This window comes from Variovorax paradoxus (assembly GCF_030811855.1).
GTDB lineage: Bacteria > Pseudomonadota > Gammaproteobacteria > Burkholderiales > Burkholderiaceae_C > Variovorax > Variovorax paradoxus_L.
On record NZ_JAUSRN010000009.1, the window covers coordinates 24,842 to 49,657 of the forward strand.

General features: G+C 66.0%; 27 protein-coding genes. 17 read left to right on the top strand and 10 right to left on the bottom strand.

The annotated features are described in order from the left end of the window. Window positions 1–10: 10 nt before the first annotated feature. Window positions 11–1,225: a LysM peptidoglycan-binding domain-containing protein gene (locus tag J2X92_RS17410; RefSeq protein ID WP_307577183.1), complete on the bottom strand. Its 1,215-nt coding sequence runs from the start codon at window positions 1,223–1,225 to the stop codon at window positions 11–13. A gap of 160 nt (window positions 1,226–1,385) precedes the next feature. Between J2X92_RS17410 and def the strand changes: the two genes are divergently transcribed. From def to J2X92_RS17435, 5 genes are read left to right on the top strand one after another with little or no spacing between them, the layout of a single operon-like run. Continuing rightward, window positions 1,386–1,907 carry a peptide deformylase gene (gene def, locus J2X92_RS17415; RefSeq protein ID WP_055807717.1) on the top strand — a complete coding sequence of 174 codons (522 nt, stop codon included), beginning with the start codon at window positions 1,386–1,388 and terminating at the stop codon, window positions 1,905–1,907. A gap of 2 nt (window positions 1,908–1,909) precedes the next feature. Continuing rightward, complete coding sequence (locus tag J2X92_RS17420) at window positions 1,910–2,407, top strand: hypothetical protein (protein ID WP_307577520.1); 498 nt, start codon at window positions 1,910–1,912, stop codon at window positions 2,405–2,407. Window positions 2,408–2,412: 5 nt separating this feature from the next. Next, window positions 2,413–3,357 (top strand): methionyl-tRNA formyltransferase, encoded by a 945-nt coding sequence (gene fmt, locus J2X92_RS17425; protein WP_307577522.1) that lies wholly within the window; start codon window positions 2,413–2,415, stop codon window positions 3,355–3,357. Continuing rightward, window positions 3,357–4,097 carry an AzlC family ABC transporter permease gene (locus J2X92_RS17430; RefSeq protein WP_055807723.1) on the top strand — a complete coding sequence of 247 codons (741 nt, stop codon included), beginning with the start codon at window positions 3,357–3,359 and terminating at the stop codon, window positions 4,095–4,097. The genes fmt and J2X92_RS17430 overlap by 1 nt, the downstream gene beginning before the upstream one ends. Then, the gene (locus J2X92_RS17435) at window positions 4,094–4,432 is read left to right on the top strand and encodes an AzlD domain-containing protein (protein WP_307577184.1); all 339 of its coding nucleotides are present in this window, start codon (window positions 4,094–4,096) and stop codon (window positions 4,430–4,432) included. Before J2X92_RS17430 ends, J2X92_RS17435 begins: the two co-directional genes overlap by 4 nt. An 18-nt stretch (window positions 4,433–4,450) precedes the next feature. Here the strand turns inward: J2X92_RS17435 and J2X92_RS17440 are convergent, their stop codons facing one another. The 6 genes from J2X92_RS17440 to J2X92_RS17465 are packed head-to-tail and all read right to left on the bottom strand — an operon-like array spanning window position 4,451 to window position 9,963. After that, window positions 4,451–5,428: a Bug family tripartite tricarboxylate transporter substrate binding protein gene (locus J2X92_RS17440; protein ID WP_307577185.1), complete on the bottom strand. Its 978-nt coding sequence runs from the start codon at window positions 5,426–5,428 to the stop codon at window positions 4,451–4,453. 41 nt (window positions 5,429–5,469) lie between these two features. Next, window positions 5,470–6,447: an MBL fold metallo-hydrolase gene (locus tag J2X92_RS17445; protein WP_307577186.1), complete on the bottom strand. Its 978-nt coding sequence runs from the start codon at window positions 6,445–6,447 to the stop codon at window positions 5,470–5,472. Next, window positions 6,444–6,647 carry a DUF2783 domain-containing protein gene (locus tag J2X92_RS17450; protein ID WP_055807733.1) on the bottom strand — a complete coding sequence of 68 codons (204 nt, stop codon included), beginning with the start codon at window positions 6,645–6,647 and terminating at the stop codon, window positions 6,444–6,446. Before J2X92_RS17450 ends, J2X92_RS17445 begins: the two co-directional genes overlap by 4 nt. Then, entirely contained in the window at window positions 6,644–8,293 is a 1,650-nt protein-coding gene (locus J2X92_RS17455) for an FAD-dependent oxidoreductase (RefSeq protein ID WP_307577187.1), read from the bottom strand. The genes J2X92_RS17450 and J2X92_RS17455 overlap by 4 nt, the downstream gene beginning before the upstream one ends. Window positions 8,294–8,300: 7 nt before the next feature. Beyond that, the gene (locus tag J2X92_RS17460) at window positions 8,301–9,422 is read right to left on the bottom strand and encodes an alpha/beta hydrolase (RefSeq protein ID WP_307577188.1); all 1,122 of its coding nucleotides are present in this window, start codon (window positions 9,420–9,422) and stop codon (window positions 8,301–8,303) included. Further along, complete coding sequence (locus tag J2X92_RS17465) at window positions 9,415–9,963, bottom strand: VOC family protein (RefSeq protein ID WP_307577189.1); 549 nt, start codon at window positions 9,961–9,963, stop codon at window positions 9,415–9,417. Before J2X92_RS17465 ends, J2X92_RS17460 begins: the two co-directional genes overlap by 8 nt. Window positions 9,964–10,048: 85 nt before the next feature. On the opposite strand from J2X92_RS17465, the gene J2X92_RS17470 reads away from it, so the two are divergent. From J2X92_RS17470 to J2X92_RS17495, 6 genes are all read left to right on the top strand, one after another. Then, window positions 10,049–10,957, top strand: coding sequence for a LysR family transcriptional regulator (locus J2X92_RS17470; RefSeq protein WP_307577190.1), 909 nt, complete (start codon window positions 10,049–10,051; stop codon window positions 10,955–10,957). A gap of 90 nt (window positions 10,958–11,047) precedes the next feature. Next, complete coding sequence (locus J2X92_RS17475) at window positions 11,048–12,241, top strand: phosphoglycerate kinase (RefSeq protein ID WP_307577191.1); 1,194 nt, start codon at window positions 11,048–11,050, stop codon at window positions 12,239–12,241. A gap of 84 nt (window positions 12,242–12,325) precedes the next feature. Further along, window positions 12,326–13,774, top strand: a complete 1,449-nt coding sequence (gene pyk / locus J2X92_RS17480; RefSeq protein ID WP_307577192.1) for a pyruvate kinase — start codon at window positions 12,326–12,328, stop codon at window positions 13,772–13,774. A gap of 285 nt (window positions 13,775–14,059) precedes the next feature. Then, window positions 14,060–14,752 (top strand): hypothetical protein, encoded by a 693-nt coding sequence (locus tag J2X92_RS17485; RefSeq protein ID WP_307577193.1) that lies wholly within the window; start codon window positions 14,060–14,062, stop codon window positions 14,750–14,752. 15 nt (window positions 14,753–14,767) lie between these two features. Then, on the top strand, window positions 14,768–15,802 hold the full coding sequence (locus J2X92_RS17490; RefSeq protein WP_307577194.1) for a hypothetical protein: 1,035 nt from the start codon (window positions 14,768–14,770) through the stop codon (window positions 15,800–15,802). Between the two features lie 36 nt (window positions 15,803–15,838). After that, window positions 15,839–16,378, top strand: coding sequence for a hypothetical protein (locus tag J2X92_RS17495; RefSeq protein WP_307577195.1), 540 nt, complete (start codon window positions 15,839–15,841; stop codon window positions 16,376–16,378). Window positions 16,379–16,461: 83 nt separating this feature from the next. Here J2X92_RS17495 and J2X92_RS17500 read toward each other — a convergent pair whose 3' ends face one another. Continuing rightward, entirely contained in the window at window positions 16,462–17,478 is a 1,017-nt protein-coding gene (locus tag J2X92_RS17500) for a 1-aminocyclopropane-1-carboxylate deaminase (protein ID WP_307577196.1), read from the bottom strand. Window positions 17,479–17,627: 149 nt separating this feature from the next. Here J2X92_RS17500 and J2X92_RS17505 point away from each other — a divergent pair, with 149 nt between their 5' ends. The 3 genes from J2X92_RS17505 (at window position 17,628) to J2X92_RS17515 (ending at window position 20,345) form a co-directional block, all read left to right on the top strand. Next, entirely contained in the window at window positions 17,628–18,137 is a 510-nt protein-coding gene (locus J2X92_RS17505) for an Lrp/AsnC family transcriptional regulator (RefSeq protein WP_307577197.1), read from the top strand. A 135-nt stretch (window positions 18,138–18,272) separates the two neighbouring features. Next, a complete protein-coding gene (gene fba, locus J2X92_RS17510; RefSeq protein ID WP_307577198.1) occupies window positions 18,273–19,337 on the top strand; it encodes a class II fructose-bisphosphate aldolase in 1,065 nt (354 codons plus the stop codon). A 102-nt stretch (window positions 19,338–19,439) separates the two neighbouring features. Beyond that, window positions 19,440–20,345, top strand: coding sequence for a phosphoribosylaminoimidazolesuccinocarboxamide synthase (locus J2X92_RS17515; protein ID WP_307577199.1), 906 nt, complete (start codon window positions 19,440–19,442; stop codon window positions 20,343–20,345). Window positions 20,346–20,385: 40 nt separating this feature from the next. Here the strand turns inward: J2X92_RS17515 and J2X92_RS17520 are convergent, their stop codons facing one another. Both J2X92_RS17520 and J2X92_RS17525 read right to left on the bottom strand, forming a co-directional pair. Next, window positions 20,386–20,826, bottom strand: a complete 441-nt coding sequence (locus J2X92_RS17520) for an META domain-containing protein (RefSeq protein ID WP_307577201.1) — start codon at window positions 20,824–20,826, stop codon at window positions 20,386–20,388. Between the two features lie 218 nt (window positions 20,827–21,044). Then, window positions 21,045–21,965, bottom strand: coding sequence for a tetratricopeptide repeat protein (locus J2X92_RS17525; protein ID WP_307577202.1), 921 nt, complete (start codon window positions 21,963–21,965; stop codon window positions 21,045–21,047). 36 nt (window positions 21,966–22,001) lie between these two features. On the opposite strand from J2X92_RS17525, the gene purE reads away from it, so the two are divergent. The 3 genes from purE to J2X92_RS17540 are packed head-to-tail and all read left to right on the top strand — an operon-like array spanning window position 22,002 to window position 24,732. After that, entirely contained in the window at window positions 22,002–22,547 is a 546-nt protein-coding gene (purE, locus tag J2X92_RS17530; RefSeq protein ID WP_307577204.1) for a 5-(carboxyamino)imidazole ribonucleotide mutase, read from the top strand. After that, on the top strand, window positions 22,544–23,734 hold the full coding sequence (locus tag J2X92_RS17535) for a 5-(carboxyamino)imidazole ribonucleotide synthase (RefSeq protein WP_307577206.1): 1,191 nt from the start codon (window positions 22,544–22,546) through the stop codon (window positions 23,732–23,734). The genes purE and J2X92_RS17535 overlap by 4 nt, the downstream gene beginning before the upstream one ends. Then, window positions 23,731–24,732 (top strand): L-threonylcarbamoyladenylate synthase, encoded by a 1,002-nt coding sequence (locus J2X92_RS17540; RefSeq protein ID WP_307577208.1) that lies wholly within the window; start codon window positions 23,731–23,733, stop codon window positions 24,730–24,732. Before J2X92_RS17535 ends, J2X92_RS17540 begins: the two co-directional genes overlap by 4 nt. Window positions 24,733–24,816 lie beyond the last annotated feature (84 nt).

A 24,816-nucleotide genomic window follows, 5' to 3' on the forward strand; every position in this document is an offset into this window, starting at 1 on the left:
AGAGAAAGGGTCAGGGATTGACGAGGAAGTCGCCGGCACGCGGAGTGTCGGTAATTTCGAGCACGAGAGCGTACGACACTTTCTCGAAGGGCCGGAACACCATCAGGAGGCCGATGCGTTCGTTCGGAAGCTTGATCGTTTCCTTGCGCTCGCCGGTCCGGTCGAGAATGGTTTCGCCGTTCTTCAGGATGGCCAGCACGTGGCCGCTGTCGATGCCGTCGCGGGTACCCTTGTTGATGGCCACCACCTGGTTCTGGGCCGCGAACTGCACCGCGTTGCCATAGACCGAGATGATGCGGCCTTCGACTTGTGTGGAGGGCGCGCGCGGCACGTAGCTCAGCAGTTGGCGCGGCGGTTCCGGCAGCAGGCGGTCGCCGGCGCGGATTTCTTCGCGCGCCGCGATGATGTCGATGCTGGCCGGCACCACGGTGATGACGTCCTTGTCCTTGTCGGTTTCGACCGTGGTCGATTCGCCGCGCTTGAGCTGGGCCTTGCCCAGGTACTGCGCCTCGTAGCCGAGGATTTCGCCGGTTCCCGGGTCCTTAAGCGGCGTGGCGCTGCGGAACACGCGGAAGTTCTTCAGCGGCCCCGGGGCTTCGAGCAGCGGCGTCTCGGCATTGCCGCGCGCATACGCACGGTCGCCGCGCGACAGCAGCACGCGGCTGTCGTTGCCGGCCACGATGCGCGGCGCGCTTTGCAGCGTGTCGGAATCCACCACGATCGGCTCGCTCAGGAACGGCTCGATGATGCTCGGATTGAGCGTGGGCAGCGCCATGCCGGCCAGCGAGTCGAAGCGGGTGCGCGGCGACAGCTTGATGGTGCCGCCGTCGGCGCTGCCGCCCGCGCCGCGGCGCATGGTCAGCCGTGCGCGGCCGCCGGTCTTGTCCAGGTACAGCACCTGGCCTGGGTAGATGCGGTGCGGATTGGCAATCTCACTGATGTTCATGCCCCACAGCTCCGGCCAGCGCCAGGGGCGCAGCAGATAGAGGCGCGAAATGGCCCACAGCGTGTCGCCGGGCTTCACCGTGTATTCGTCGGGCGCACTGGCCGCGAGTTCGCTCAGCGGAACGCCGTTCTGGGCGGTTTGCTGGGCGGTGGCGCGCTGCTGCGGGGTGACAGGATAGTTTTGCGCCCACGCCGTCGTGCCGCTGCTGATCACTGCAAGGGCTGCCAACGTGGCGAAAAGGTGCGTGCGCTGGCGGACAGGGGTTCGGAGCTTTTTCATGTCTGGATGGGTGAGCGCACCGAGTATCGGTGCACATACGAATCTCACAATTTGCTACGAATTCTGCGCCCGAAGCCCTTGGGAGGGCAACGTTTTCAGGCGATCCCGGCTCATGGCGTCGCGGAATTGGCGAAAATAGCCACAACTTTTCCCCTTTTTCATGGCCAAACGAATCATTCTGAGTTACCCGGACAAGCGCCTGCACACGGTGGCCAAGCCGGTGCAGGGCGTGGATGCGCGCATCAAGGCGCTGGTTGCCGACATGCTGGAGACCATGTACGACGCCAGCGGCATCGGGCTGGCCGCGACCCAGGTCGACGTGCACGAACGGCTGGTGGTCATCGACGTTTCCGAAGAGCGCAACGAGCCGATCGTTCTCATCAACCCCGAGATTATCTGGGCCAGCGACGAAAAAGTGCTGAATGAAGAGGGCTGCCTGTCGGTGCCCGGCATCTACGACGGCGTGATGCGCTCCACGTCCGTCAAGGTTCAGGCGCTGGACGAGAACGGCGAAATGCGCACCATCGAGGCCGATGGGCTGTTGGCGGTCTGCGTCCAGCACGAGCTCGACCACCTCCTGGGCAAGGTGTTCGTCGAATACCTGTCGCCGCTCAAGCGCAACCGCATCAAGAGCAAGCTGCTCAAGCAGCAGCGGGAAGAGGCCAAAGAGGGCCGGGCGTGACCATGCCTTGCCTGCGGCGCTGGGCGACCGTTCTGGCCGCAGGGCTTGTCGTCCTGGCCGGCTGCGCCAGCGAACCGACGCGCATTGTTCCGGGTACCACGGCGGCCGAAACGCTGCAGCGCCTGGGTGCGCCCACGGGCCGCTATCCGCTCAACGGCGGTGGAGAGCGGCTCCAGTATTCGCGCATGCCTGCGGGTTTCGAAGTCACCGATATCGACGTCGATGCCTCGGGCAAGGTGGTTTCCGTCACCCAGGTGCTCAACGAGGCACGCTTCGGCCACGACATCAAGGTCGACCAATGGCGCCAGAACGACGTGCTCGCCTTCTATGGCCGGCCTTATGAAACCAGCCGCGTCAGCTCCTTCGACGGCACCGTCTGGACCTGGCGCTACAAGGCAGTGAACGAGCGCCGCATGCTCTATATCTACATCGATCCGACGGGCGTGGTTCGCCGCTATCACACGGGGGACGATCTCGAACTCGATCGGATCCGCGATTGACCCCGCTGAAAGTCGTTTTCGCGGGCACGCCCGAGTTCGCGCGCGTCGCGCTCGAAGCCATTGCCGACGCCGGCCATGAAATCGTCGGAGTGCTGAGCCAGCCCGACCGGCCCGCGGGACGCGGCATGAAGCTGCAGGCTTCGCCCGTCAAGCAATGCGCCGTGGCCCACAACTGGCCGGTGGCGCAGCCGCGCAGCCTGCGGCTGGACGGCAAGTACCCGGAAGATGCCGCAGCCGCGCGCGAGGCCCTTTTGGCGGCGCAACCCGATGTGATGGTGGTCGCCGCCTACGGGCTCATCCTGCCGCAGTGGGTGCTCGACCTGCCGAAGTTCGGCTGCCTCAACATCCACGCCAGCCTGTTGCCGCGCTGGCGCGGCGCAGCGCCGATCCACCGCGCCATTGAAGCCGGAGATGCCCAGACCGGCATCACCATCATGCAGATGGACGCCGGCCTGGACACGGGCGACATGCTGCTGCGCGAAACGGTCGACATCGGCGGCGACAACACCGCCCGTCTGCACGACCGCCTGGCCGAGCTGGGCGGCCGCATGATCGTCCAGGCGCTGGCCACCATCGGCAGCCTGCAGCGCACGCCACAGCCGGCCGAAGGCGTCACTTATGCCAACAAGGTCGAGAAGCACGAAGCACAGATCGACTGGAACCAGCCCGCCGAGGCCATCGTGCGGCGCATTCGCGCGTTCGATCCCTTTCCGGGCGCCAACAGCCCGCTCGACGGCGAGACCATCAAGCTCTGGTCCGCGCACGCGGTACCGGCCGAAGTGTCGGCCGCGCCGGGCACCCTCCTGGCCGTGACCGACGCCGGCGTTGCGGTGGCGGCGAGCGACTCCATCGTGATGGCGACCGAACTCCAGCGCCCCGGCGGCAAGCGCCTGGCCGTGGCCGATTTCCTGCGCGGCTTCGACCTGAAGCCCGGGCAGCGCTTCGGCTGATGTTCCTGTCCGCCGCCATCCGCCGCCGGCCGGAGTTTCGCGCGGGCATGCGCGACATGTCGTCGGCCGCACTGGGCATCGGCGCTTGGGGCCTGATGACCGGCGTGGCCATGGTCAAGTCGAACATGAGCGTGCTCGAGTCGGTGGCCATGACGCTGCTGGTCTATGCCGGCAGCTCCCAGCTTGCGGCCATTCCGCTGCTGTTTGCGGGCGCGCCGGCCTGGGTGATCCTGGCCACGGGCTTTTGCGTCAACCTGCGCTTCGTGGTGTTCAGCCTGCACCTGCGGCCCTACCTGATGCACATGCCGCGCTGGCGCCGCATGACGCACGGCTATCTCACGGCCGACCTCAGCTACGCCCTCTTCACAAGAAAATACCCCCATCCGCCGCTCGTCGGTGATGAGCAGAAGGCCCAGGAGGCCTACCTCACCGGCAACTACTTTGTGACGTGGTGCTCCTGGATGGGCATGAGCCTCTTGGGCATCGCACTGGCCAATTTCATTCCGCAGAACTGGGGACTCGGCTTTGCCGGCGTGCTGAGCCTGGTGGCCATCGTCTGTTCGATGGCCACCACGCGGCTGCGCGTGCTGGCCGCGCTGATTGCCAGTGTCACCGCCGTGGCGGCCTACGCCTTGCCGCTCAAGCTCAACATCGTGGTGGCCATCGGCGTGGCGGTGCTGCTGTGTTTCTGGCTAGAGAAGCAGTTCGGGCTCGACCCCGACGCGGAGGACGACAAGTGAGCGCGACCACCGACTGGTGGACCCTGGGCGTGATCGTCGGCCTGGCCGCGGTCACCGTGCTCACCCGCTGCTTCTTCTTCATTCTCGACCGGCCCTGGGGCCTGCCCGAGTGGGCGCACCGCGCCCTTCACTACGCACCGGCCGCCGCGCTCGCGGGCGTGATCGCGCCCGAGATCGTGATGACCCAGGGGCACCTCATCACCACCCTGCACGACGCCCGCTTGTACGCCGCCGTGGTCGGCGCCGCTTACTTCTACTGGCGGCGCGGCGTGTTCGGCACGATGCTGGCGGGCATGGCGGTGTACCTGCCTTTGCACCTCGGCCTGGGCTGGTAGCCCGACGGGCCCTTCTTTTCAGTCCAGCTTTACGCCGGCGGCCTGGATGATCTTGCCCCAGCGCTCGCTTTCGGCGCGCGAGAGCTTGTAGAACTCCTGCGGCGTGCCCGGAAGTGGCTCGAAGCCGAATTCCGCGAACAGTTTCGCCACCTTCGGTGCCTTCATCGCCTTGTGCAGTTCGCCGTTGATGCGCGCCACCGCGTCGGGCGGCATGCCGGCCGGGCCAATCAGGCCGTGGAAGGCATAGGCGTTGACATCGTTGAAGCCGGCTTCCATGAAGGTCGGCACATCGGGCAGTGCGCTGGCGCGCTGCGGCAGCGCGATCGCAAGCACGCGCACCTTGCCAGCCTTGATGATCGGCAGGCCCGAGGCCAGGTCGAGCATCATCGTCGGCACCTGGCCGCCCATCACGTCGGTCATGGCGGGCGCGGCCCCCTTGTACGGCACGTGCGTGATGCTGAGCCCGGCCTTCTGCTTGAAAAGCTCCATCGCCATGTGGTGCGGCGAGCCGTTGCCCGGCGAGGCGTAGCTCACCTTCTCCGGGTTGGCCTTCACGTAGCGCACAAACTCCGCCACGTTCTTCGCGGGAAAGTCGGGGTGCACGACCAGCGCCACCGGAAAGCGGCCGATGGTGCCGATGTACGTGAAATCGCTCGCGGGCTTGTAGGGCAGCTTGGCGAACATGTGCTCGTTGAAGAGCAGCGCCGCGTTCTCGGCCTGCATGATCGTGTAGCCGTCGGGCTTGGCCTGCATCAGCACCGACACGCCGATGTTGGTGGATGCGCCCGGCCGGTTGTCGATGATCAGCGGCTGCCCGAGCGATGGCTGCATTGCCTCCGCCAGTGCGCGCGCAAGATTGTCGGTGCCGCCGCCGGCCACGTAAGGCACGATCCATTTCACAGGCTGGCTCGGGTAGGCCGCCGGCTGCTGTGCGGATGCAAAGGGGCTGGCGGTCAGCGCGAGGGCTGCGGCCAGGAGGGGAAGGAAGCGCTTCATCGTCTTTTGTCTCCGTTGCTTGTCTTGAAATCGTTGGCGGGTCAATCGCCGCGGAGCGTCTGCCAGAGCTCGCGGTCGCGCTCCGCCGTCCACACCACGGGATGCTCGATGCCGCGCAGCTCGTCATAGGCGCGCGATACGTCGAAGGGCAGCACGTGCTGGAACACGGGCCAGGTGCCGAAGCGCGGCGCCATCGCCGCCTCTGCTCGCGCAAAACAGCCCTTGAGCGTTTCGCCTGCGGCAATGCCGGCCTTCACGCTGCCCAGCAACGTCCCGAGGAACGCCTTGGTGAGCCCGATGGCCTCGGCGCAAGCGGCTTCGTCCTGCAACACTGCGCCGCGTCCCGGCACCAGCACGCGCGGCTTCAGCGCCAGCACGGCGTCGAGCGTGCCGGCCCAGTCGCCGATGTAGGCGTCGCCCGCATACACGCCGCAGTGGTTCTCCACCACGTCGCCCGAGAACAGCACCCCGCAGTCGGGCAGCCACGCGACCGTGTCGCCGCTCGAATGGCCGCGGCCCAGCGCCATCAGCCGCAACTCGCGGCCGAGGCCCGGGCGAGGGCCGAGCCACAGGCTCATCTCGCGCTCGAAGCTCATCGTCGGGAACGTGAGGCCCGGAATCTCTTCCACGCCCGCGAACAGGCGCGGAAAGCGGCCGACCTCCGAATCGAAATCGGCCTGCCCGCGCGTGCGGATCCAGTCGAGCGTGCCGTTGCTCGCGACGATGGCCTGGACCTCGTCGAAGGCACTGGCGCCCATCACGCGCACCGCGTGGTAGTGCGTGAGCACGATGGTCTTGATGGGCTTGTCGGTCACCGTGCGGATGGCCGCGAGAAAGTCACGTGCCATGCGCGGCGTGGGACGCGTGTCGATCAGCACCACCTGCTCGTCGCCGACGACGAAGCCGCAGTTCGGATCGAAATCGCTGATGTAGCCGTACACGCCGGGCGCGAGTTCCCGGAGTCGAGGCTTCTGCTCGCGCGTGTCGGAGGCAGAGGCGAAGGAGACGTTGGCGTTCATGGGGCTTTGCTTGTGGGGGAGTCTTCGGCCGCCGCACGGATGCAGGCCAGCAGCACGTCCTGGTCGCCGCACTGGTTGGCCAGCAGCAGCACAATGCGGGCGTTGAGATCGGCGCTCTGCGCGCCGTCCAGGCCTTCATGCGCGGCGAGCAGGGCCGCGTAGAAACCGTCGGGGTCGGGGATGCGGGGCTCGGTGATCATGGGGTGGTGTCCTGGGCAAGGGCCGTGCGCAACGCAGCCGCGATCGCATCGGGCGAGGCGTGCGCGAGCAATGCGGCGCGGTAGGCATCGGGGCGCACGAGAGCGAAGCTACCCGCCTCGCGAAGACCCAGGTGGCTGGTGAGCCGGTCGTCGGCCTGCAGCGCCGGCAGGCCGCTGTCGCCCCCGATGGTCAGCAACTGAAAGGGAAGCGAGGCGGTCGCTGCCAATGCCGCTTCAGCTTCGGCGCGTGTCGGTGCTAGCCATAGCCCAATGCACCGCGTGCCCTCGGCCAGCAATTGCATCAGCGTCGTCTCGCGCCCATCGGCCCAGCGCAGCGGCAGGTTCTGCACGGTGCGCCCACCCTCGGGCAATTGGGGCGCGGACGGATAGTCGTTGGCGACCGACATGCGGCCGGTGTTCACCAGCGCCCGCGCGAACGGGTGGCGCGCAGCCAGCGCCACCACGGCGCGGCGCAGCGTGTGCTCGGCCGGCGAACGCGGCGCGAGGAAGCGCGCCGAGCGGCTCGTCACCTCGAGGTTCTGCCTTGCCGCGGGCTGGCGTTCGGCGTCGTAGCTGTCGAGCAGCGCATCGCCGGCTTGCCCTTGCAGGGCCAGCGCGAGCTTCCAGCCGAGGTTTGCGGCGTCCTGAATGCCGCTGTTGCCGCCGCGGGCGCCGAAGGGGCTCACCACGTGCGCGGCATCGCCGATGAAGAACACATGGCCGTGGCGGAAGCTGTCGAGCAGATGGTCGCGGTAGCCATATGGGCCGATCCACACGAACTCGAACTCCACGTCCGGCCCGAGCTGCTGGCGCAGCCGCGCGCCCGCCACTTCGGGCTGGCTGATGGTGGCCGTGTCGCAGTCTTCGGGCATCTGGTAGTCGATGCGCCACACGCCGTCGGCCATCAGGTGCTGCCACACGCCGCGGCCTTCGTTGAAGGGGGCGTCGACCCAGGTCCATCGTTCGACCGGCAAGGGCTTCTTGAAGCGCACGTCGCTGATGCACCAGCGGTCGGTGCTGCGCGAGGAGTGCGCATCGATGCCGAGCTGCGTGCGGATCGGGCTGTTGGCGCCAGTGGCGTCGATCAGCCGGTCGGCCTCGATGGTATAGCGGCCCGCGGGCGTCTCGACGTCGATGCGCACGCCGTCGCCGAGCGGCTCCACGCGCGTCACCCGGCTCTTCCACCGCAGGTCGGTGAGCCCGAGTTCGAGAATGCGCTCGACCAGAAACCACTCGAGGTAGAACTGCTGCAGGTTGATGAACGGCGGCTGCCTGGAGACGCTGTTCGCCTGCAGGTTGAAGTTGTACACCTCCTGTTCGCCCGAGAAGGTGCGCCCGAACGACCACGTGACGCCTTTGGCCGCAATGCGCTCGTAGATGCCCAGGCGCTCGAAGATCTCGAGGCTCTTCTGCGCATAGCAGATGCCGCGCGACGAGGCGCCGCGCACGCCGACGGTGTCGTCCTCGTCCAGCAGCACGGCACGCACGCCGCGTTGCGCCAGGTCGCAGGCCAGCGTGAGGCCCGAAGGCCCGGCACCGACGATCACGATCGGGTGGCGAACGATTCGGGGGCTGCCCAGTTCGGGAGGCGGCGTGAAGGGCCAGCTCGGAAGCTCGTAGGCCGCCGCAAATGCAAAGCTTTCCATGTTTCTTCTACAGCGCGTGGGCGAATTCGGCGATGGCATCCGCCGCCTGAAGCACCAGTTCAGGCTGCCCCGAGAGATAGTGGTTGCCGCCCACGATGTCCACGTTGCGGATGCGCGCGCCGCCGGCGGCCAGCCACGCATCGCGCGTGCTCGGAAAGGTCGACTGGTCGCCCGTGTAGGTGAGCAGCAGCTTGGGCACCGTGGTGCGAGCAAGGTTGGTGGGGCCGTCGGCCTGCGAGCGTGACGACCATTGCGAAAGAAACGCCGTGAGCGAGGTGGTGCGCCCCATCGCGTTGGCCGAATAGTTCACCTGCCGCGCGTCTCCCCACACGCTGCCCGGCAGGCGGTCGTTGGTGTCGAGCGAAAGATCGACGCAGCGCGGATCGGCGTGAGTGCGGTAGACGATGAAGGCCTGGTCGCGCGGAGCGCCCGGCGTGTTCCGAAGCAATGCGAGGCGATCGACGCACCACTGCTCGATGCGGTCGAGCCGTGCCTTCTGCGCCGCGCTGAAGCGCGCCAGAAAGTCGGCGTCGTAGGGCACGCGGTGGCGCGGGTCGTACATGTCGAGCTCGGGGTTGACCGACAGCGGGTCGTGCTCGTCGGTGACCGAGGGATCGATCCAGTCGCGCATCAGCCGCGTGCGGCCCAGGTGCGCGGCGCACAGCGCAATGCCATCCACCGGCGGCAGATCGATCGGGTGCAGGTGGGTCGGGTCGCCATCGGGAAAATGCGTGGCCGTGAGCTTCTCGGCCTGCGCCTGGTAGAAGCTCGCGAGCGCCGCGCCGCCCGAGTTGCCGATGAGAAACACCTTTTCGTAGCCGGCCGCGCGCAGGTCCTGCACGCCGGCGCCCAGGTCCTGGATGGCGCGCTCCATCAAGAGCACCGTGTCGTTGCCCGCGTAACGCGAGTTCAGTCCCATGCAGCAGATGCCGCGTTCGGCCAGCGGGCCGATCAGGTAGTGGCCCATGAAATTGCTGGTCGGGTGCATCACGATGGCCGCGATCTTTTTCGGCCCCAGCGGCGCACGAAAGGCGCCGTAGATACGCGGGCGCAGCATCTGCAGGCCCGATTGGCTTTCCATGGCCGCACCAGGCTTCACTTCGATGACGGCGAGTTGCAATTCAGACATTCGCACCGCCTTTCGCTGCACGAAGCTCCGCCTTGCGTGCGGTCCACGCATCGAGGTCCGCGCGGGCGCGCCGCGCATGCGCATCCATCTCGGCCTGCGGCACGGTCGGCGTGGTGAGTTCCACGCGGATTCCGTTGGGGTCGAAGAAATAGATCGACTCGATGATGTGGTGGTCGGTCACGCCCAGCACTTCGACGCCCGCGCCTTCGAGCCGCGCCTTGGCAGCCAGCAGGTCTTCGACGGAATCCACGCGCAGGGCGATGTGGTTCACCCAAGCGGGCGTATTGGGCGAAGGCAGTGCGGCAACGTCGTCGCCCAGGTCGAAGAAGGCGATGTACGAGCCGTCGCGCATCTGAAAAAAGATGTGCACGTAGGGGCAGTACTCGCCCGTGCTCGGCACGTGGTCGCTCTTGATGACGTGGGCGAGCGGCAGGCCCAGCAGGTCCTCGTAGAAGCGGCGGGTTTCCTCGCTGTCGCGGCAGCGCCAGGCGAAATGGTGCAGCCCGCGAACTGGCGGGGCCGCGTTGGCAGTCGTCGGCATGGCTTGTCTCCGGTAAGCCGTGATTGGGCGATGCCGCGTCTTATGATGCAATCGAAATTAATTCATCCATTGATGAAATAACCATATGAATCTAACCCTGCGCCAATTGCGCGCCTTCGCGGCCGTGGCCGAAACCGGCAGCTTCACCGCCGCGGCGCAGCAGCTGCACCTCACGCAGTCGGCGCTCAGCGTGCTGGTGCGCGAACTCGAGCGTGAAATGGGCGTCCAGCTGCTCGACCGGCACACGCGCCGCGTGCAGCTCTCGGAGGCCGGCCGCGAGTTCCTGCCTTCGGTGCACCGCCTGCTCGGCGACCTCACGACCGCGGTGGCCGGCGTGACGGATTTGCGTGACAAGAAGAAAGGTGTGTTGCGTCTTGCAGCGCCGCAACTTATGGCCTGCACGCTGATGCCGCGCGTGATTGCGGTCTACCGCCAGGCCTATCCCGATGTCGACGTGCGCCTGGCCGACACGCTGCCGGAGCACCTGCTGGCCGGCGTGATGGCCGGCGACGTGGAGCTTGCGGTGGGGCAGGACGTGGCGGTGGATGCCGCCATCGAGCGCCGCACCCTCTTGCGCGACCGGCACTGGCTGATCTGCCCGCCCGGCCATGCCTTTGCCACGCGCCGAAAGGTGCGCTGGCACGAGCTCGAGCCCTACACCTTCATCGCGCCCACGCGCGACTTTCGCCAGCGCGTGCTGCCCGAACTGGCGCCTGCGGAGCGCGACTACATGCTGCGCCCGGCTACGCAGGAGGTGTCGTACATGACCACGGCGCTCGGCATGGTGGCCTCGGGCCTGGGGCTCACCGTGTGCCCGACCTATTCGGCGCCGCTCGTGCGCGCCCACGGCCTGCAAATGGTGCGGCTCGAGTCGCCCGACTTCCACCGCGAGGTCTGCATTTACAGCGCCGCGCGGCGCACCCTCTCACCCGCCGGCGCGAGCTTTGTCGAGGTCCTCGAGCGCTTTGCCCGGGAGCAGCAAAAAGGCGCCTGAAAAGCATCGGCGTGCGGCATCACGCGGGTAGGGCCGCCGCGGGGCGAAACCTACAATGCAGGCGACTTGTCTTTCACCACTTCCAGATCCATGAACGTCATTCGATTCACCGACCTCTGCGCGCAGGGCAAGGCCGCCGGCCAGCGCGTCTTCATCCGTGCCGACCTCAACGTGCCGCAGGACGACGCGGGCAACATCACCGAAGACACGCGCATCCGCGCCTCGGTGCCCTGCATCCAGCTGGCGCTCGATTCCGGCGCCGCCGTGATGGTCACCTCGCACCTGGGCCGCCCGACCGAAGGCGAATTCAAGCCCGAGGACTCGCTGGCTCCCGTGGCCAAGCGCCTGGGTGAACTGCTGGGCCGCGAGGTTCCGCTGGTGGCCAACTGGGTCGACGGCGTCGACGTGAAGCCCGGCCAGGTCGTACTGCTCGAGAACTGCCGCGTCAACAAGGGCGAGAAGAAGAACGACGAAGCGCTGGCCCGCAAGCTCGCCGCGCTCACCGACATCTACGTGAACGACGCCTTCGGCACCGCCCACCGCGCCGAAGCCACCACCTACGGCATCGCGCAGTTCGCCAAGATTGCCGCAGCCGGTCCGCTGCTCGCGGCCGAAATCGACGCCATCTCCAAGGCGCTGGCCTTGCCCAAGCGGCCGCTAGTGGCCATCGTGGCGGGCTCCAAGGTGAGCACCAAGCTCACCATTCTCAAGAGCCTGTCGGCCAACGTCGACCAGCTGATCGTCGGCGGCGGCATTGCCAACACCTTCATGCTCGCGGCCGGCCTCAAGATCGGCAAGTCGCTGGCGGAGCCCGACCTCATCGACCAAGCCAAGGCGGTGATCGAATCCATGCGCGCCCGCGGCGCCGACGTGCCGATTCCGGTGGACGTGGTCACGGCCAAGACCTTTGCGGCCGATGCGCCCGCCACGGTGAAGGACGCGAACGACGTGGCCGACGATGACCTGATTCTGGACATCGGCCCCAAGACCGCCGCGCAACTGGCCGCGCAACTGCGCGAAGCCGGCACCATCGTTTGGAACGGCCCGGTGGGCGTGTTCGAGTTCGATGCCTTCGCGGGCGGCACCAAGGCCATCGCGCAAGCCATCGCCGACAGCAGCGCCTTCTCGATCGCCGGCGGTGGCGACACGCTCGCGGCCATTGCCAAGTACGGCATCGAAAAGCAGGTCGGCTACATCTCGACCGGCGGCGGCGCCTTCCTCGAAGTGCTCGAGGGCAAGACGCTCCCGGCCTTCGAGATTCTTTCCAAGCGTGCCGCGGGTTGATTTTTCACGCGGCGCGCGCCGCGTCTACTTCCTGTAGCCACACAAAGTGTATACAGTAGAGAATACAAAACGGAGACTAGTTCAATGATCACGGATCGCCTTCCCCGCCACGCCACCAAGATCGTCGCCACGCTCGGCCCGGCCTCCAATACGCCCGAGCTGCTGGAACAGATGATCCTGAACAAGGTCAGCGTGGTGCGGCTCAATTTCAGCCACGGCACGGCGCAGGACCACATCGACCGCGCGGCCATGGTGCGAGAAGCCGCCCGCAAGACCGGCCGCGAAGTGGCGATCATGGCTGACCTGCAGGGCCCCAAAATCCGCGTCGGCAAGTTCGCCCAGGGCAAGGTCTGGCTCGAGCCGGGCGCCAAGTTCGTGCTCGACGCCTCGCGCACCGAACCCGGCGACACCGACGCGGTCGGCCTCGACTACAAGGACCTGCCGCGCGACGTGCGCCCCGGAGACAAGCTGCTGCTGAACGACGGCCTCATCGTGCTCACGGTCGACGCGGTGCGCGGCGAGGCGGTGCACACCACCGTCAAGCTGGGCGGCGAGCTCTCCAACAACAAGGGCATCAACAAGCAGGGCGGCGGCCTCACGGCGCCGGCGCTCACGGCCAAGGACATGGAAGATATCAAGACCGCGATGAGCTTCCAGGCCGACTATGTGGCGGTGAGCTTTCCCAAGAACGCCACCGACATGGAAATGGCGCGCCAGCTGTGCAACGTGGCGGCGGCCGAATTCGGCCACAAGCCGGGCCTGATCGCCAAGATCGAGCGTGCCGAGGCCATTCCCAAGCTGGAAGAAATCCTGCGCGCGAGCGACGGCATCATGGTGGCGCGCGGCGATCTCGCGGTGGAGGTGGGCAATGCCGCCGTGCCCGCGCTGCAGAAAAAGATGATCCGCATGGCGCGCGACATGGACAAGGTGGTGATCACCGCGACCCAGATGATGGAGTCGATGATCACCAACCCCGTGCCCACGCGCGCAGAGGTGAGCGACGTGGCCAATGCCGTGCTCGACGGCACCGATGCCGTGATGCTCTCGGCCGAAACCGCCTCGGGCCGCTACCCGCTCGAAACCGTGCAGGAGATGAGCCGCATCTGCGAAGCCGCCGAATCGGCCGAGGACAAGATGCTCGACGCCGACTTCAGCGGCAAGACCTACAGCCGCATCGACCAGTCGATTGCCATGGGCGCGCTGTTCACCGCCCATCATCTCGGCGCCAAGGCCATCGTGGCGCTCACCGAGTCGGGCTCCACGCCGCTGTGGATGAGCCGCCACCGCGCGCACATTCCGATGTACGCGCTGACCTCGCGCCTTGCCACGCAGCGCAGGATGGCGCTCTACCGCAACGTGCGCCCGCTGTTGATGGATTCGGAAAGCGACCGCGACACCGCGCTCGAGCAGGCCGAAGCCCACCTGAAGAAGCGCGGCATCGTGCAGGCCGGCGATGTCTACGCAATCACCTGCGGTGAGCCGATGGGTGCCCCGGGCGGCACCAACATGCTCAAGATCTGCCGCGCCAGCTGATTGATCGAGCGGGCATCGACGATGTCTCGAGCGCCGGAAGGGCGGGGGACATCAAATGGGCAATTTGCTACATCCAAGGCGATGCTGCCGGCCGGCCTTGCTGACGCGCTGTCCGTTGCAGGGTGTGGCGTTCCGCCGGGTGTGTCGGATTTCAACCCTTCCAACGCATAGACGTCGATAAGTTCACGATCGGCGGGAAAAGGCGTGTGGGTTTTGAATCGACCCCAGGAAATCCTGCGTGACACTGCGGATGTGATCGCGACATCCGGAAGGGCAGGAACATCAATGAAGCAATTGCGTGCATTCAAAGCGCTGCTGCTGGCCTTGGCGGCGGCGGTGTCCGTTGCAGGGTGCGGCGTTCTGCCGGGGGGGTCGAATTTCAACTCCTCGACGACAGCGTCATGCGCGGTCCAGAGCGCCAAAGCTCGGCCTCCGAAACACCCCATCGTCGAACTGGCATGGTGCATCGCGCGGACGGATGACCTTTCCGATCCAAACCGCTTGTTTCATGAAACGCTGAAGATCAAGAACGACCGGGACGACAGCGAGTCCAGAAACGTCCCTAGGCGAATCCCAGCGGGGGCAGAGGCGGAGGCAGAAGAGCTTCGACATTTGCCAGCGGGGGTCAGCAACTTTTACTACACGCGTGCAGATGACGACAGACCAAGATTTGGGGGGAAAAGGTATTTCAGCTTTGCCGTCGACATCAGGAAATCATGCGTGACACTGGCGGATGTGATCGCCACCTTCGGCGATGGCTTCACCGTCTCGCCACACCGCACCGTAGCGCCTGCTGTGGCGTTGCCAGGGGTGGTGCCAACGCCGCCCTTTCAAACAGGAAAGCTCCAGGGCATCTTTTATGTCACTCCCCGCTTCTTCAAGGGGCCTAGGAACGGGCGAATTGAATTCGATTTCAGTTACTACGAATGCGTGGGAGGCATCACCGTTCAGCGCGACCTTGAATCACTGAAGAATTAGAGGGGAAAGCAAGAAATGAGCACGTTTACCACAGCCATCACAGCAGAGTGGTTGGCCGATAAAACGAACAAATTCAAGGCTTACAACATTTCGCCCGATGCACTCGCGATGATCAACAGGTCGGAAGCCCTCAAGGCCGACATGCGCGCTTACGCAGCCAGTGACTACACCGTCGCTGCAAGGGTCAATCCCAAGACCGATGCGGGCGAGTACAGCACGCCGATGAGCAAGGACATCCCAGGCTACCTCCACATTGCCTCCAACCGCTTCAACACCCCCGAAGGCACAGTCAGCATCCTGGCCCACGAACTCGGGCACTTCCGCGTCGAAGAACCCAATGCCGCCATCGCGACCGTGCGCGCCAACGCCCTGACAGGAAAAGACAAGGCCGCTTACGAAAGCGCCTGCCACCTGACAGAAGGCTACGCCCACTACAACGAAGTCAAAGTGCGCGATGAGATCCTGGAAACCAATCGCTTGGCCGCCGAGCTCGAGCAACGGCCCCTGACGGAACAGGAAGTTCAACTGGAATCCCGCTGGCGCGGTGAAGGGGTGTACAGCAGCCGTGGCGAAGGCCAGGACCACCTGATCGCCAGACGCATTGCCGATGCCGCACGGGAAGAACCCGGCCACATGACGGCCACTCAGGTCATGGAGGCGGCCGCCTTTGCGCTGGCTCAGAACAACCGGGGCAACATCACATCGAACACCAGGCAAACCTACGGCCAATTCTGTGAGGCGGCGGCGAGCAGCATGTTGCCTGGTGCCGCGCCTGCACAAGCAACGGGCGAAGCGCAACGCATGCCGCAGACGCCATCCAAAGAGCCCTCACCCACCGAAGACCTGTCCGCATTTCTGGACCGCATGTTGAGCGCCGATGACGCCACCTTCAGAAGAATGCAGCAGACGTTGGCGGACCTGCCGCCGGGCCGAGAGGTGATCGCAGAGGGAATTGAGGAAGTGAATCGCCAGGAGCAATGGGTTGCGCAGCAACAGGCACAAGCTCAGCAGCCTGCAATGAATGCGCCAGTGATGGTCATGCGCCATTGAACCCGTCCATGCGCGGAAGAGGCGAGGCAAATAAAAGTGAACGATCAAACCATGCTGGCGTTGGCCAGCAAGATGAGCGCGCTGGTCGAAAAGTTCGAGCGCCGATGCGAGCAATCCGGCTCGGAATTGCAAAAGCTTTCCCAACAGGTGCCGGCCGTGGTGCGCCAGGCCGCCAACGAACAGCTGGGCCGGCTGCCAGAGGCGGTGCTTGCAGATGTTCGCGGCGGCATCGAGCGGCCGGTTTCCGACTATGAACGGCGCCTGCGTGAAGCAGGCGAGCAAATCCATCAGGCTTCTCTTGCATTGAGCGCGCAGCTCCGACGTGCCGAGGCGTTGCACCGCCATCTGATCTGGAAGGTTGCAGGCATCACGTTGGGCAGCTTGGTGTTGATGCTGGGGGGCAGTGTTTGGTTATCGAGTCACTACTACGAAGAGATCGCAAAGAACCAAATCTCTGCCACATTGCTCAAGGCTTACAACGAGGCCGATGTCACGCTGTGCGACGGACACTTGTGCGTCAGGGCGGACAAGTCTGCCAAGCCCTCTGGAGAGTATGTGCGCGTCAAACCGCGCTGACGGAGCGGCACAAATCGTCGAAAGGATAGACGGGCTCGGCGGATGCCTGCATGACGGAGGTCTGCCGCGCGAGCCGAGTTCGCTCAGCCGTTCCTGAACAGGAAGCTGTAGGCGTTCAGGGCGGGTACGCCGCCCAGGTGGGCATAGAGCACCTTCGAGCCCGCCGGGAATTCGCCCAGGCGCACCTTCTCGATCATTCCGTGCATCGACTTGCCCTCGTACACGGGGTCGGTCAGCATGCCTTCCAGGCGCGCGCAAAGGCGGATCGATTCCAGCGTGCCTTCGTTGGGCAGTCCGTATTCAGGGCCGCCGAAGCGGCGGTCGAGCACCACGTCCTTGTCGGTGATGTCGCGGCCCAGTTCGACCAGTTCGGCCGTGCTCCGGGCAATGCGCACGATCTGCTCGAAGGTCTGCTGCGGCTTGGCCGATGCGTCGATGCCGATCACGCGGTCGGCCCTGCCGTCGGCCGCAAAGCCCACCACCATGCCGGCCTGCGTGCTGCCAGTGACCGAGCAGGTCACGATGTAGTCGAACTTGAAGCCGAGCTCGGCTTCCTGCTGACGCACTTCCTCGGCAAACCCGACGAAGCCGAGCCCGCCGTAGCGGTGCTCCGAGCAGCCGGCCGGAATCGGAAAGGGCTTGCCGCCGGACTTGCGCACGTCGTCCATGGCCACTTCCCAGCTCTTGCGGATGCCGATGTCGAAGCCCGCGTTGTCCAGCCGCACGTCGGCGCCCATGATGCGTGACATCTCGATGTTGCCGACGCGGTCGTACACCGCGTCCGAATAGTTGACCCAGTTCTCCTGCACCAGCACGCACTTCATGCCCAGGTGCGCGGCCACGGCGGCCACTTGACGCGTCTGGTTCGACTGGATGCCGCCGATCGACACCAGCGTGTCGTAGCCGCCCTCGATCGCCTCGGGAATCAGATATTCGAGCTTGCGGGTCTTGTTGCCGCCAAAGGCAAGGCCGCTGTTGCAGTCCTCCCGCTTGGCGTAGAGCTCGACTTCGCCGCCCAGGTGCGCGCTCAGGCGCTTGAGCGGATGGATCGGCGTGGGACCGAAGGTCAGGGTATGGCGGGGAAATTTCTTGAGGTTCATCGATGCGCTCCAGAGGATATGGAAGGGAGGAGGAATGACATCGATCGTAGAAAGAAGGCGAAGAAACGTGGTTGCAAACTTTGATGGAAATACGAGCAAAAAAAAGACAAGATCGCCAGATCGAATGTTTTTGGTTTGCAAAGGAAGAGATGAGCACAACAAAGTTGCGTACCACGCCGGCGCAGGCGGCCGAAGCGGCGGTGGAGCTCGACCGCACGGATCGCGTCATCCTTCGCGCCCTGCAGCGCGACGCCTCGGTGTCGAACGTGGCATTGGCGGCCAAAGTCAATCTCAGCGCGCCGGCCTGCCTGCGCCGGGTCGAGCGGCTCAAAGCCGCGGGGCTCATCCAGGGCATCGTGGCATTGCTCGATGCCAAGGCCCTGGAGCTCGGCATGATGGTGATGATCGGCGTGGTGCTCGACCGCTCGACGCCCGACTCGTTCGCCGACTTCGAGAAGGCCGCGCAAAAGGTGTCCGGCTGCCTCGAATGCCATGTGGTCACGGGCGAGTTCGACTATTTCATGCTCGTGCGAACGCGCGACAACGACAGCTTCAACCGCCTGCACGCCGAGCAGCTGCTGTACTTGCCCGGCGTGCGGCAGATCCGGACTTTCGTGGTGCTCAAGCAGGTGATGTCGACCACGCAACTGCCAATCTAGAGGCGCCCGCCGCGGCTGGCCCGATTGCCTTCGGGTACCTGTCAGTGCCGTCCCACAAGGGGTCTCGATAGAATTGCGGCAGTTTTCTCTCGTCTTTCCGCCTTCTTTTTCCCCTATTTCCGCGAGGTATTTCCCATGGCACTCGTCTCGATGCGCGAACTGCTGGACCATGCAGCCGCCAACGGCTACGGCATTCCGGCCTTCAACGTCAACAATCTGGAGCAGGTCCAGGCCGTGATGGAGGCCGCCAAGGAAACCGGCGCGCCCGTCATCCTGCAGGCCAGCGCCGGTGCCCGCAAATACGCTGGTGAAGCCTTCATCAAGCACCTGATCCAGGCCGCCATCGAGCAGTACCCGAACATCCCGCTGGTCATGCACCAGGACCACGGCCAGAACCCCGACGTCTGCAAGGGCGCCATCGACCTGGGCTTCAGCTCGGTGATGATGGACGGCTCGCTCGAGGCCGACGGCAAGACCATTGCCAGCTACGACTACAACGTGGACGTCACCAAGAAGGTGTCGGACATGGCCCACCGCCTCGGCGTGACGGTCGAAGGCGAGCTCGGCTGCCTCGGCTCGCTGGAAACCATGAAGGGCGACAAGGAAGACGGCCACGGCACCGACGACACCATGACGCGCGAGCAGCTGCTGACCGATCCCGAGCAGGCCGCCGACTTCGTCAAGCGCACCCAGATCGACGCGCTGGCCATTGCCATCGGCACCAGCCACGGCGCCTACAAGTTCACGCGCGAGCCCACCGGCGACATCCTGGCGATCGACCGCATCAAGGAAATCCACCGCCGCATTCCCAACACCCACCTGGTGATGCACGGCTCGTCGAGCGTGCCGCAAGAGCTGCTGGCCATCATTCGCCAGTACGGCGGCAACATGAAGGAAACCTACGGCGTGCCCGTGAAGGAAATCCAGGAAGCCATCAAGCACGGCGTGCGCAAGATCAACATCGACACCGACATCCGCCTGGCCATGACCGGCGCGGTGCGCAAGTTCCTGGCCGAGAACCCCGAGAAGTTCGACGCCCGCGAATGGCTCAAGCCCGCGCGCGAAGCCGCCAAGCTGATCTGCAAGCAGCGCTACATCGAGTTCGGCTGCGAAGGCCAGGGCGCCAAGATCAAGGGCGACACGCTGCAGGTCGTCGCCGCCAAATACGCCAAGGGCGAGCTCGCGCAAGAAGTTCGCTAAAACTTTTTCCAGCGATTCGCAGGCCACCGTTCGCGGTGGCTTTTTTCTGCGCGCACAATCCGTTTTTCCCGTCACGCCACCCGTTTTCGCACAGCACGCCCCATGACCACCGTCCACACCTCCTCCATCCAGAGCCTGCCCCTGCTTGCGCGCGGCAAGGTGCGCGACAACTACGCAGTCGGCGAGGACCGCATCCTGATGGTCGCGAGCGACCGGCTCAGCGCCTTCGACGTGATCATGGGCGAGCCGATCCCTGGCAAGGGCGAGATCCTCACCAAGATGGCGCTGTGGTGGTTCGACCGCCTGGGCCAGCTGTGCCCCAACCACCTGACAGGCGAAGCGCCCGAAAGCGTGGTCACGCCCGAAGAGGTGCCGCAGGTCACGGGCCGCTCGATGCTGGTCAAGCGGCTGACGCCGATCCCGGTCGAGGCGGTGGTGCGCGGCTACCTGGTCGGCAGCGGCTGGAAGGAATACCAGGAAAGCCGCTCGGTCTGCGGCGTGCCGCTGCCCGAAGGACTCACCAACGCCAGCAAGCTGCCGCGCCCGATCTTCACGCCCGCCGCCAAGGCCGCGGCCGGCGAGCACGACGAGAACATCAGCTATGACCGCGTGGTCGAGATCGTCGGACCCAAGCTGGCGCAGCAGATCCGCGAGACCAGCCTGGAGATCTACGAAACCGCCGCGCAGATCGCGCTGGCCAAGGGAATGATCATTGCCGACACGAAGTTCGAGTTCGGCCTGGACGAAGCCGGCACGCTGGTGCTGATGGACGAAGTGCTCACGCCCGACAGCTCGCGCTACTGGCCGGTCGAGGGCTACCAGGCCGCGCTGGCCGCGGGCGCCAATCCGCCGAGCTACGACAAGCAGTTCGTGCGCGACTGGCTCGAGGCCACCAAGATCAATGGCAAACCCTGGGACAAGACGCCGCCGGCGCCACGCCTGCCGGCCGAAGTGATCGAGAAGACCGCGGCCAAGTACCGCGAAGCGCTGGAACGCCTCACCGGCTGAGCAAGAAAAGGAGCGCGAAGAGCGCTCCCAGCAGCAACGTTCAGCGCGTCGCCGCGTTCAGCGTGGCCACGGTCCGGCCGCTCGCGTCGAGCAGCGCGAGCTGCCCGGGCCCGGCGAGCCGGTAGCTCGCGGTGGTCTGCAAGGCCGACATGAACTGCGCTTCGTTAGCGCCGCGAACCGGGTCCGCGCAGGCCATGCGGGTCGATGCCAGCTGGCCGATGCGCAGCGTGATGCCGCTGCGCGTGAACGAACCCGAGACGCGGTTGCAGCCGCCAGATCCACTGACGCGGCCGCTGTCGCGGTCGAACTGGATCTGCGCATCGCCGCCGGTTGCCACCGGTTCACCGCCCAGCTGCGCGAGACGCCAGACCGGACCTTCGATCGGCTCGTCGAGGCTGATGCCGCTGCCGCAGGCGGACAGGGCGGCGGCCAGCAGTGCGGTCGCGAGGGCGGGGAGCGCGAGACGGGCGAGGGAGCGCATGGCCGATTTTTCCTTCTCAATTGCAACAAGTTGAATCGGCGCCATCGTATTCGACGCCGCCTGGGCTCGCCAAGGCGGAGCCGCCCGCCACTATGGTGTCGGACACCCTTGCGCACGCTGACTGATGTCGAAGGCGAATTGAAATCAACAAAAAAAAGCGACTCGGGAGTCGCTTTTCAGGAACTGCGCATGCATCCGGAGATGCGCAAATTTGTCGATCAGCTCAGCACCACGCTGCTGAGGCGCCGCCGGTAGGTGGCCACCACCGGATCGTCCGGCGGGATCTGCCCGTCGGCTACCTTGATCTTCGGCGGCTCGATCAGATCGAGGATCGCGATGTAGGTCTTGCGCGCGAGTTCTTCGTTCCAGCTCTTGTCGCGCATGAGGATCTCGAGCAGCTCGTCCATGGCGTCGGTCCAGCGCTGCGCATCCATCAAGAGGCGCGTACGGCCGAAGCGAGCGTCGAAGTCGCGCTTGGTGGCGGCAATTTTGGCGTCGAAGTCGGCCAGTTCGGGCGCGGGGCCCGACGGCGGCGCCGCAAAATCAATGGCGTCCATCCAGCGCTGCAACGAATCGAAGCGGCGCACCAGCGTGGTCTTGGCAATCACCGGCGCAAAGGCCACCTTGGCCTCGTCGATGCGGCCCATCTGCAGCAGCAGCTTGACGTAGTCGAAGCGGGCATCGTCGTTGGCCGGATCGGTGGCCACGGCATGCTGCAGCCGCTCCAGCGCGCCTTCGGTATCGCCCTCGGCCAGGGCATCCTGGGCCGCCGCGCCCTCGGAAACCGCCTCGGCTTCGTCGGCGCCGGGCACGTGCTTGTCGAGGAATTCGCGGATTTTCTCGGCCGGAATGGCGCCCACGAAACCGTCGACCGGCTGGCCGTCCTTGAACATCACGCAGAACGGAATGCTGCGCACGCCGAACATTTCGGACAGCTGCGACGAGATCTGCGGCACCTTGTCGGCGTCGAGCTTGGCCAGCGTGAAGCGGCCGGCGTACTCGGTTTCGAGCTTTTCGAGCACCGGGCCAAGCTGTTTGCACGGCCCGCACCACTCGGCCCAGATGTCGAGCAGCACTGGCGTGGCGACCGAGCCTTCGATCAGTTCGGCCTGAAAATTTTCGAGAGTGATGTCGATCATCGGAACCAGCTGGGGGTGAAACGTAAAATTGAAACCATGAACGAAACCATTCAGGTCGGTGTAGTGATGGGCTCGAGCTCCGATTGGGAGACGATGCGCAACGCGGTCGAGATTCTCCAGCAATTCGGGATCCAGCACGAAGCGAAGGTGGTCTCGGCCCACCGGATGCCCGATGCGCTCTTCGCGTACGCCGAAAGCGCCGCCGGGCGCGGGCTTACTGCCATCATCGCGGGCGCGGGCGGCGCGGCCCACCTGCCGGGCATGCTGGCCTCGAAAACCACGGTGCCGGTGCTCGGCGTGCCCGTGGCCAGTCGCCACCTGCAGGGTGTCGATTCACTCTACAGCATCGTGCAGATGCCCAAGGGCGTGCCGGTGGCCACATTTGCCATCGGCAATGCGGGGGCCGCCAACGCGGCGCTGTTCGCGGTGGCGATGCTGGCGGTGAACGACCCGGCGCTGCGCGCCCGGCTCGATGCCTTCCGCGCCGCGCAAACGGCCGCGGCCGAAGCCATGGCGCTGCCGCCGCCGGTGGACGGCGCCGCCGTATCCCCCTTTTCGCCGCAGGGCGGAGGAGCGCTATGACCAACAACGGCCTGCCCATTCTTCCCGGCGCCACGCTCGGCGTGCTCGGCGGCGGCCAGCTGGGCCGCATGTTCGCCCATGCCGCCCAGCGCATGGGCTATTTCACGGCCGTGCTCGACCCCGATGCCGACAGCCCGGCCGGCCGGGTGAGCCATCACCACATCCACACCGACTACGCCGACGTTGACGGCCTGGCGCGGCTCGCAGGCCTCGCCGATGCGGTAACGACCGAGTTCGAGAATGTGCCGGCCCCTTCGCTGGACAAGCTCTCGGCCGCCCGGCCCGTGTCGCCCGATGCCGCCGCCATTGCCATCGCGCAGGACCGCATCGCCGAAAAGGCCCATTTCACGCGCTGCGGCGTGGCCTGCGCCCCCTACGCTGTCATCGAGACCGCTGCCCAGCTCGCGGCCGGTGAAGACGGGCTGCTGCCCGGCATTCTGAAGACCGCACGCTTGGGCTACGACGGCAAGGGGCAGCAGCGCGTGACCACGCGGGCCGAGCTGGTCGACGCCTGGCAGGCCGCGCATTGCGTGCCCTGCGTGCTCGAGAAAATGCTGCCGCTCGAGTTCGAATGCTCGGTGATCGTGGCGCGCGGCCGCGACGGGCAGATCGTGCACTTTCCGCCCCAGCGCAACCTGCACCGCGATGGCATTCTGGCCGTGACCGAGGTGCATGCGCAGAACATGCCCAAGACCGTGGCGCAGGCGGCCGTCAATTCCGCCAAGAGCATTGCCACCGGGCTCAACTACGTCGGCGTGCTGTGCGTCGAGTTCTTCGTTCTGACCGACGGCTCGCTGGTGGTGAACGAAATGGCGCCGCGGCCGCACAACAGCGGCCACTACACCATGGAAGCCTGCGACGTGTCGCAGTTCGAGCTGCAGGTGCGCACGCTCGCGGGCCTGCCTCTGGCCCCGCCGCGCCAGCACAGCCCGGCGATCATGCTGAACCTGCTCGGCGACCTGTGGTTCACCGCGGGCGGCACCAAGCCGGCCTCGCCGCGCTGGAGCGAGGTGCTCGCGCTGCCCGGCGTGCACCTGCACCTGTACGGCAAGATCGAACCGCGCCGAGGCCGCAAGATGGGCCACCTGACGCTCACCGGCGCCACGCTCGAAAGCGTGCGCGCCGCGGCTTCCCAGGCCGCCACTCTGCTCGGCCTGCCGCCCCTTACGGCGGCCGATTTCGCATGATCCTCGACGGGCAGGATCCCCACGCCATTGCCGAAGCCGTGCGCGTGCTGCGCGCGGGCGGGCTGGTCGCGTTTCCGACCGAAACCGTCTATGGGCTGGGCGCCGATGCCACCAGCGACATGGCCGTGGGTGGAATCTTCAAGGCCAAGGGCCGGCCGGCCGACCATCCGCTGATCGTCCACGTGGCGGCCGGCATCAAGGGCACGGAAGCGTTGTCGCGCTTTGCGCAGCCGCTGCCGCCCTTCGCGCAGAAGCTGGTGCAGGCCTTCTGGCCCGGCCCCCTGACGCTGATCGTCACGCGCCAGCCCGGCGTGGCTGCCGCGGCGGCCGGCGGGCAGGACACCATTGGCCTGCGCTGCCCTTCGCATCCGGTCGCGCAGGCGCTGCTCGAAGCCTGCGCCGAGCAGGGCGTGCCGGGCCTTGCCGGTCCGAGCGCCAACCGCTTCGGCCGCGTCAGCCCGACCACCGCGCAGCACGTGGTCGACGAATTTGGCGACTCATTGCCGGTGATCGACGGCGGCGCCTGTCAGGTGGGCATCGAATCGACCATCGTCGACTGCAGCCGCGGCGCGCCGGTGCTGCTGCGCCCGGGCCTGATCACGCGTGCGCAAATCGAGGCCGCCCTGGGCGAGCGCCTGAGCAACCGAGAGGTGCTCGAGACGCCTGAACCGCGCGCCCCCGGCACGCTGGAAGCGCACTACGCGCCCAACGCCAAGCTGCGGTTGATGGACGCCAAGGCGATCCAGACCGCGCTCGACGTGCTCGGCGCTGGCGCCGCCAACATCGCGGTGTGGTCGCGCGCCGCACTGCGCATTCCCTCGCAGCGCGTGCTGCAGCGGCGCATGCCTGACGATGCAGTGGCCAGTGCGCACCAGCTGTTCGCGGTATTGCGCCAGTTCGACGCGGAGGGCGTCAAGCTGATCTGGGTCGAGACGCCGCCCGATACGCCCGAATGGGAAGGCGTACGCGACCGCCTCCAGCGCGCGTCTCTGAGCTAACCCCCAGTCTTCGCGCACTTCGTGTCGCTTCGCCAACCCCCTTGCAGGGGGCAATGCCAGTGGCCCGGCAGAGCCGGTTTCACG

Bases quoted from the DNA above. Each gene is read 5' to 3' on its own strand.
- J2X92_RS17410 (WP_307577183.1), bottom strand. From the start codon at position 1,225: ATGAAAAAGCTCCGAACCCCTGTCCGCCAGCGCACGCACCTTTTCGCC.
- def (WP_055807717.1), top strand. From the start codon at position 1,386: ATGGCCAAACGAATCATTCTGAGTTACCCGGACAAGCGCCTGCACACG.
- J2X92_RS17420 (WP_307577520.1), top strand. From the start codon at position 1,910: ATGCCTTGCCTGCGGCGCTGGGCGACCGTTCTGGCCGCAGGGCTTGTC.
- J2X92_RS17430 (WP_055807723.1), top strand. From the start codon at position 3,357: ATGTTCCTGTCCGCCGCCATCCGCCGCCGGCCGGAGTTTCGCGCGGGC.
- J2X92_RS17440 (WP_307577185.1), bottom strand. From the start codon at position 5,428: ATGAAGCGCTTCCTTCCCCTCCTGGCCGCAGCCCTCGCGCTGACCGCC.
- J2X92_RS17445 (WP_307577186.1), bottom strand. From the start codon at position 6,447: ATGAACGCCAACGTCTCCTTCGCCTCTGCCTCCGACACGCGCGAGCAG.
- J2X92_RS17450 (WP_055807733.1), bottom strand. From the start codon at position 6,647: ATGATCACCGAGCCCCGCATCCCCGACCCCGACGGTTTCTACGCGGCC.
- J2X92_RS17455 (WP_307577187.1), bottom strand. From the start codon at position 8,293: ATGGAAAGCTTTGCATTTGCGGCGGCCTACGAGCTTCCGAGCTGGCCC.
- J2X92_RS17460 (WP_307577188.1), bottom strand. From the start codon at position 9,422: ATGTCTGAATTGCAACTCGCCGTCATCGAAGTGAAGCCTGGTGCGGCC.
- J2X92_RS17465 (WP_307577189.1), bottom strand. From the start codon at position 9,963: ATGCCGACGACTGCCAACGCGGCCCCGCCAGTTCGCGGGCTGCACCAT.
- J2X92_RS17470 (WP_307577190.1), top strand. From the start codon at position 10,049: ATGAATCTAACCCTGCGCCAATTGCGCGCCTTCGCGGCCGTGGCCGAA.
- J2X92_RS17475 (WP_307577191.1), top strand. From the start codon at position 11,048: ATGAACGTCATTCGATTCACCGACCTCTGCGCGCAGGGCAAGGCCGCC.
- pyk (WP_307577192.1), top strand. From the start codon at position 12,326: ATGATCACGGATCGCCTTCCCCGCCACGCCACCAAGATCGTCGCCACG.
- J2X92_RS17485 (WP_307577193.1), top strand. From the start codon at position 14,060: ATGAAGCAATTGCGTGCATTCAAAGCGCTGCTGCTGGCCTTGGCGGCG.
- J2X92_RS17490 (WP_307577194.1), top strand. From the start codon at position 14,768: ATGAGCACGTTTACCACAGCCATCACAGCAGAGTGGTTGGCCGATAAA.
- J2X92_RS17500 (WP_307577196.1), bottom strand. From the start codon at position 17,478: ATGAACCTCAAGAAATTTCCCCGCCATACCCTGACCTTCGGTCCCACG.
- J2X92_RS17505 (WP_307577197.1), top strand. From the start codon at position 17,628: ATGAGCACAACAAAGTTGCGTACCACGCCGGCGCAGGCGGCCGAAGCG.
- fba (WP_307577198.1), top strand. From the start codon at position 18,273: ATGGCACTCGTCTCGATGCGCGAACTGCTGGACCATGCAGCCGCCAAC.
- J2X92_RS17515 (WP_307577199.1), top strand. From the start codon at position 19,440: ATGACCACCGTCCACACCTCCTCCATCCAGAGCCTGCCCCTGCTTGCG.
- J2X92_RS17520 (WP_307577201.1), bottom strand. From the start codon at position 20,826: ATGCGCTCCCTCGCCCGTCTCGCGCTCCCCGCCCTCGCGACCGCACTG.
- J2X92_RS17525 (WP_307577202.1), bottom strand. From the start codon at position 21,965: ATGATCGACATCACTCTCGAAAATTTTCAGGCCGAACTGATCGAAGGC.
- purE (WP_307577204.1), top strand. From the start codon at position 22,002: ATGAACGAAACCATTCAGGTCGGTGTAGTGATGGGCTCGAGCTCCGAT.
- J2X92_RS17535 (WP_307577206.1), top strand. From the start codon at position 22,544: ATGACCAACAACGGCCTGCCCATTCTTCCCGGCGCCACGCTCGGCGTG.
- J2X92_RS17540 (WP_307577208.1), top strand. From the start codon at position 23,731: ATGATCCTCGACGGGCAGGATCCCCACGCCATTGCCGAAGCCGTGCGC.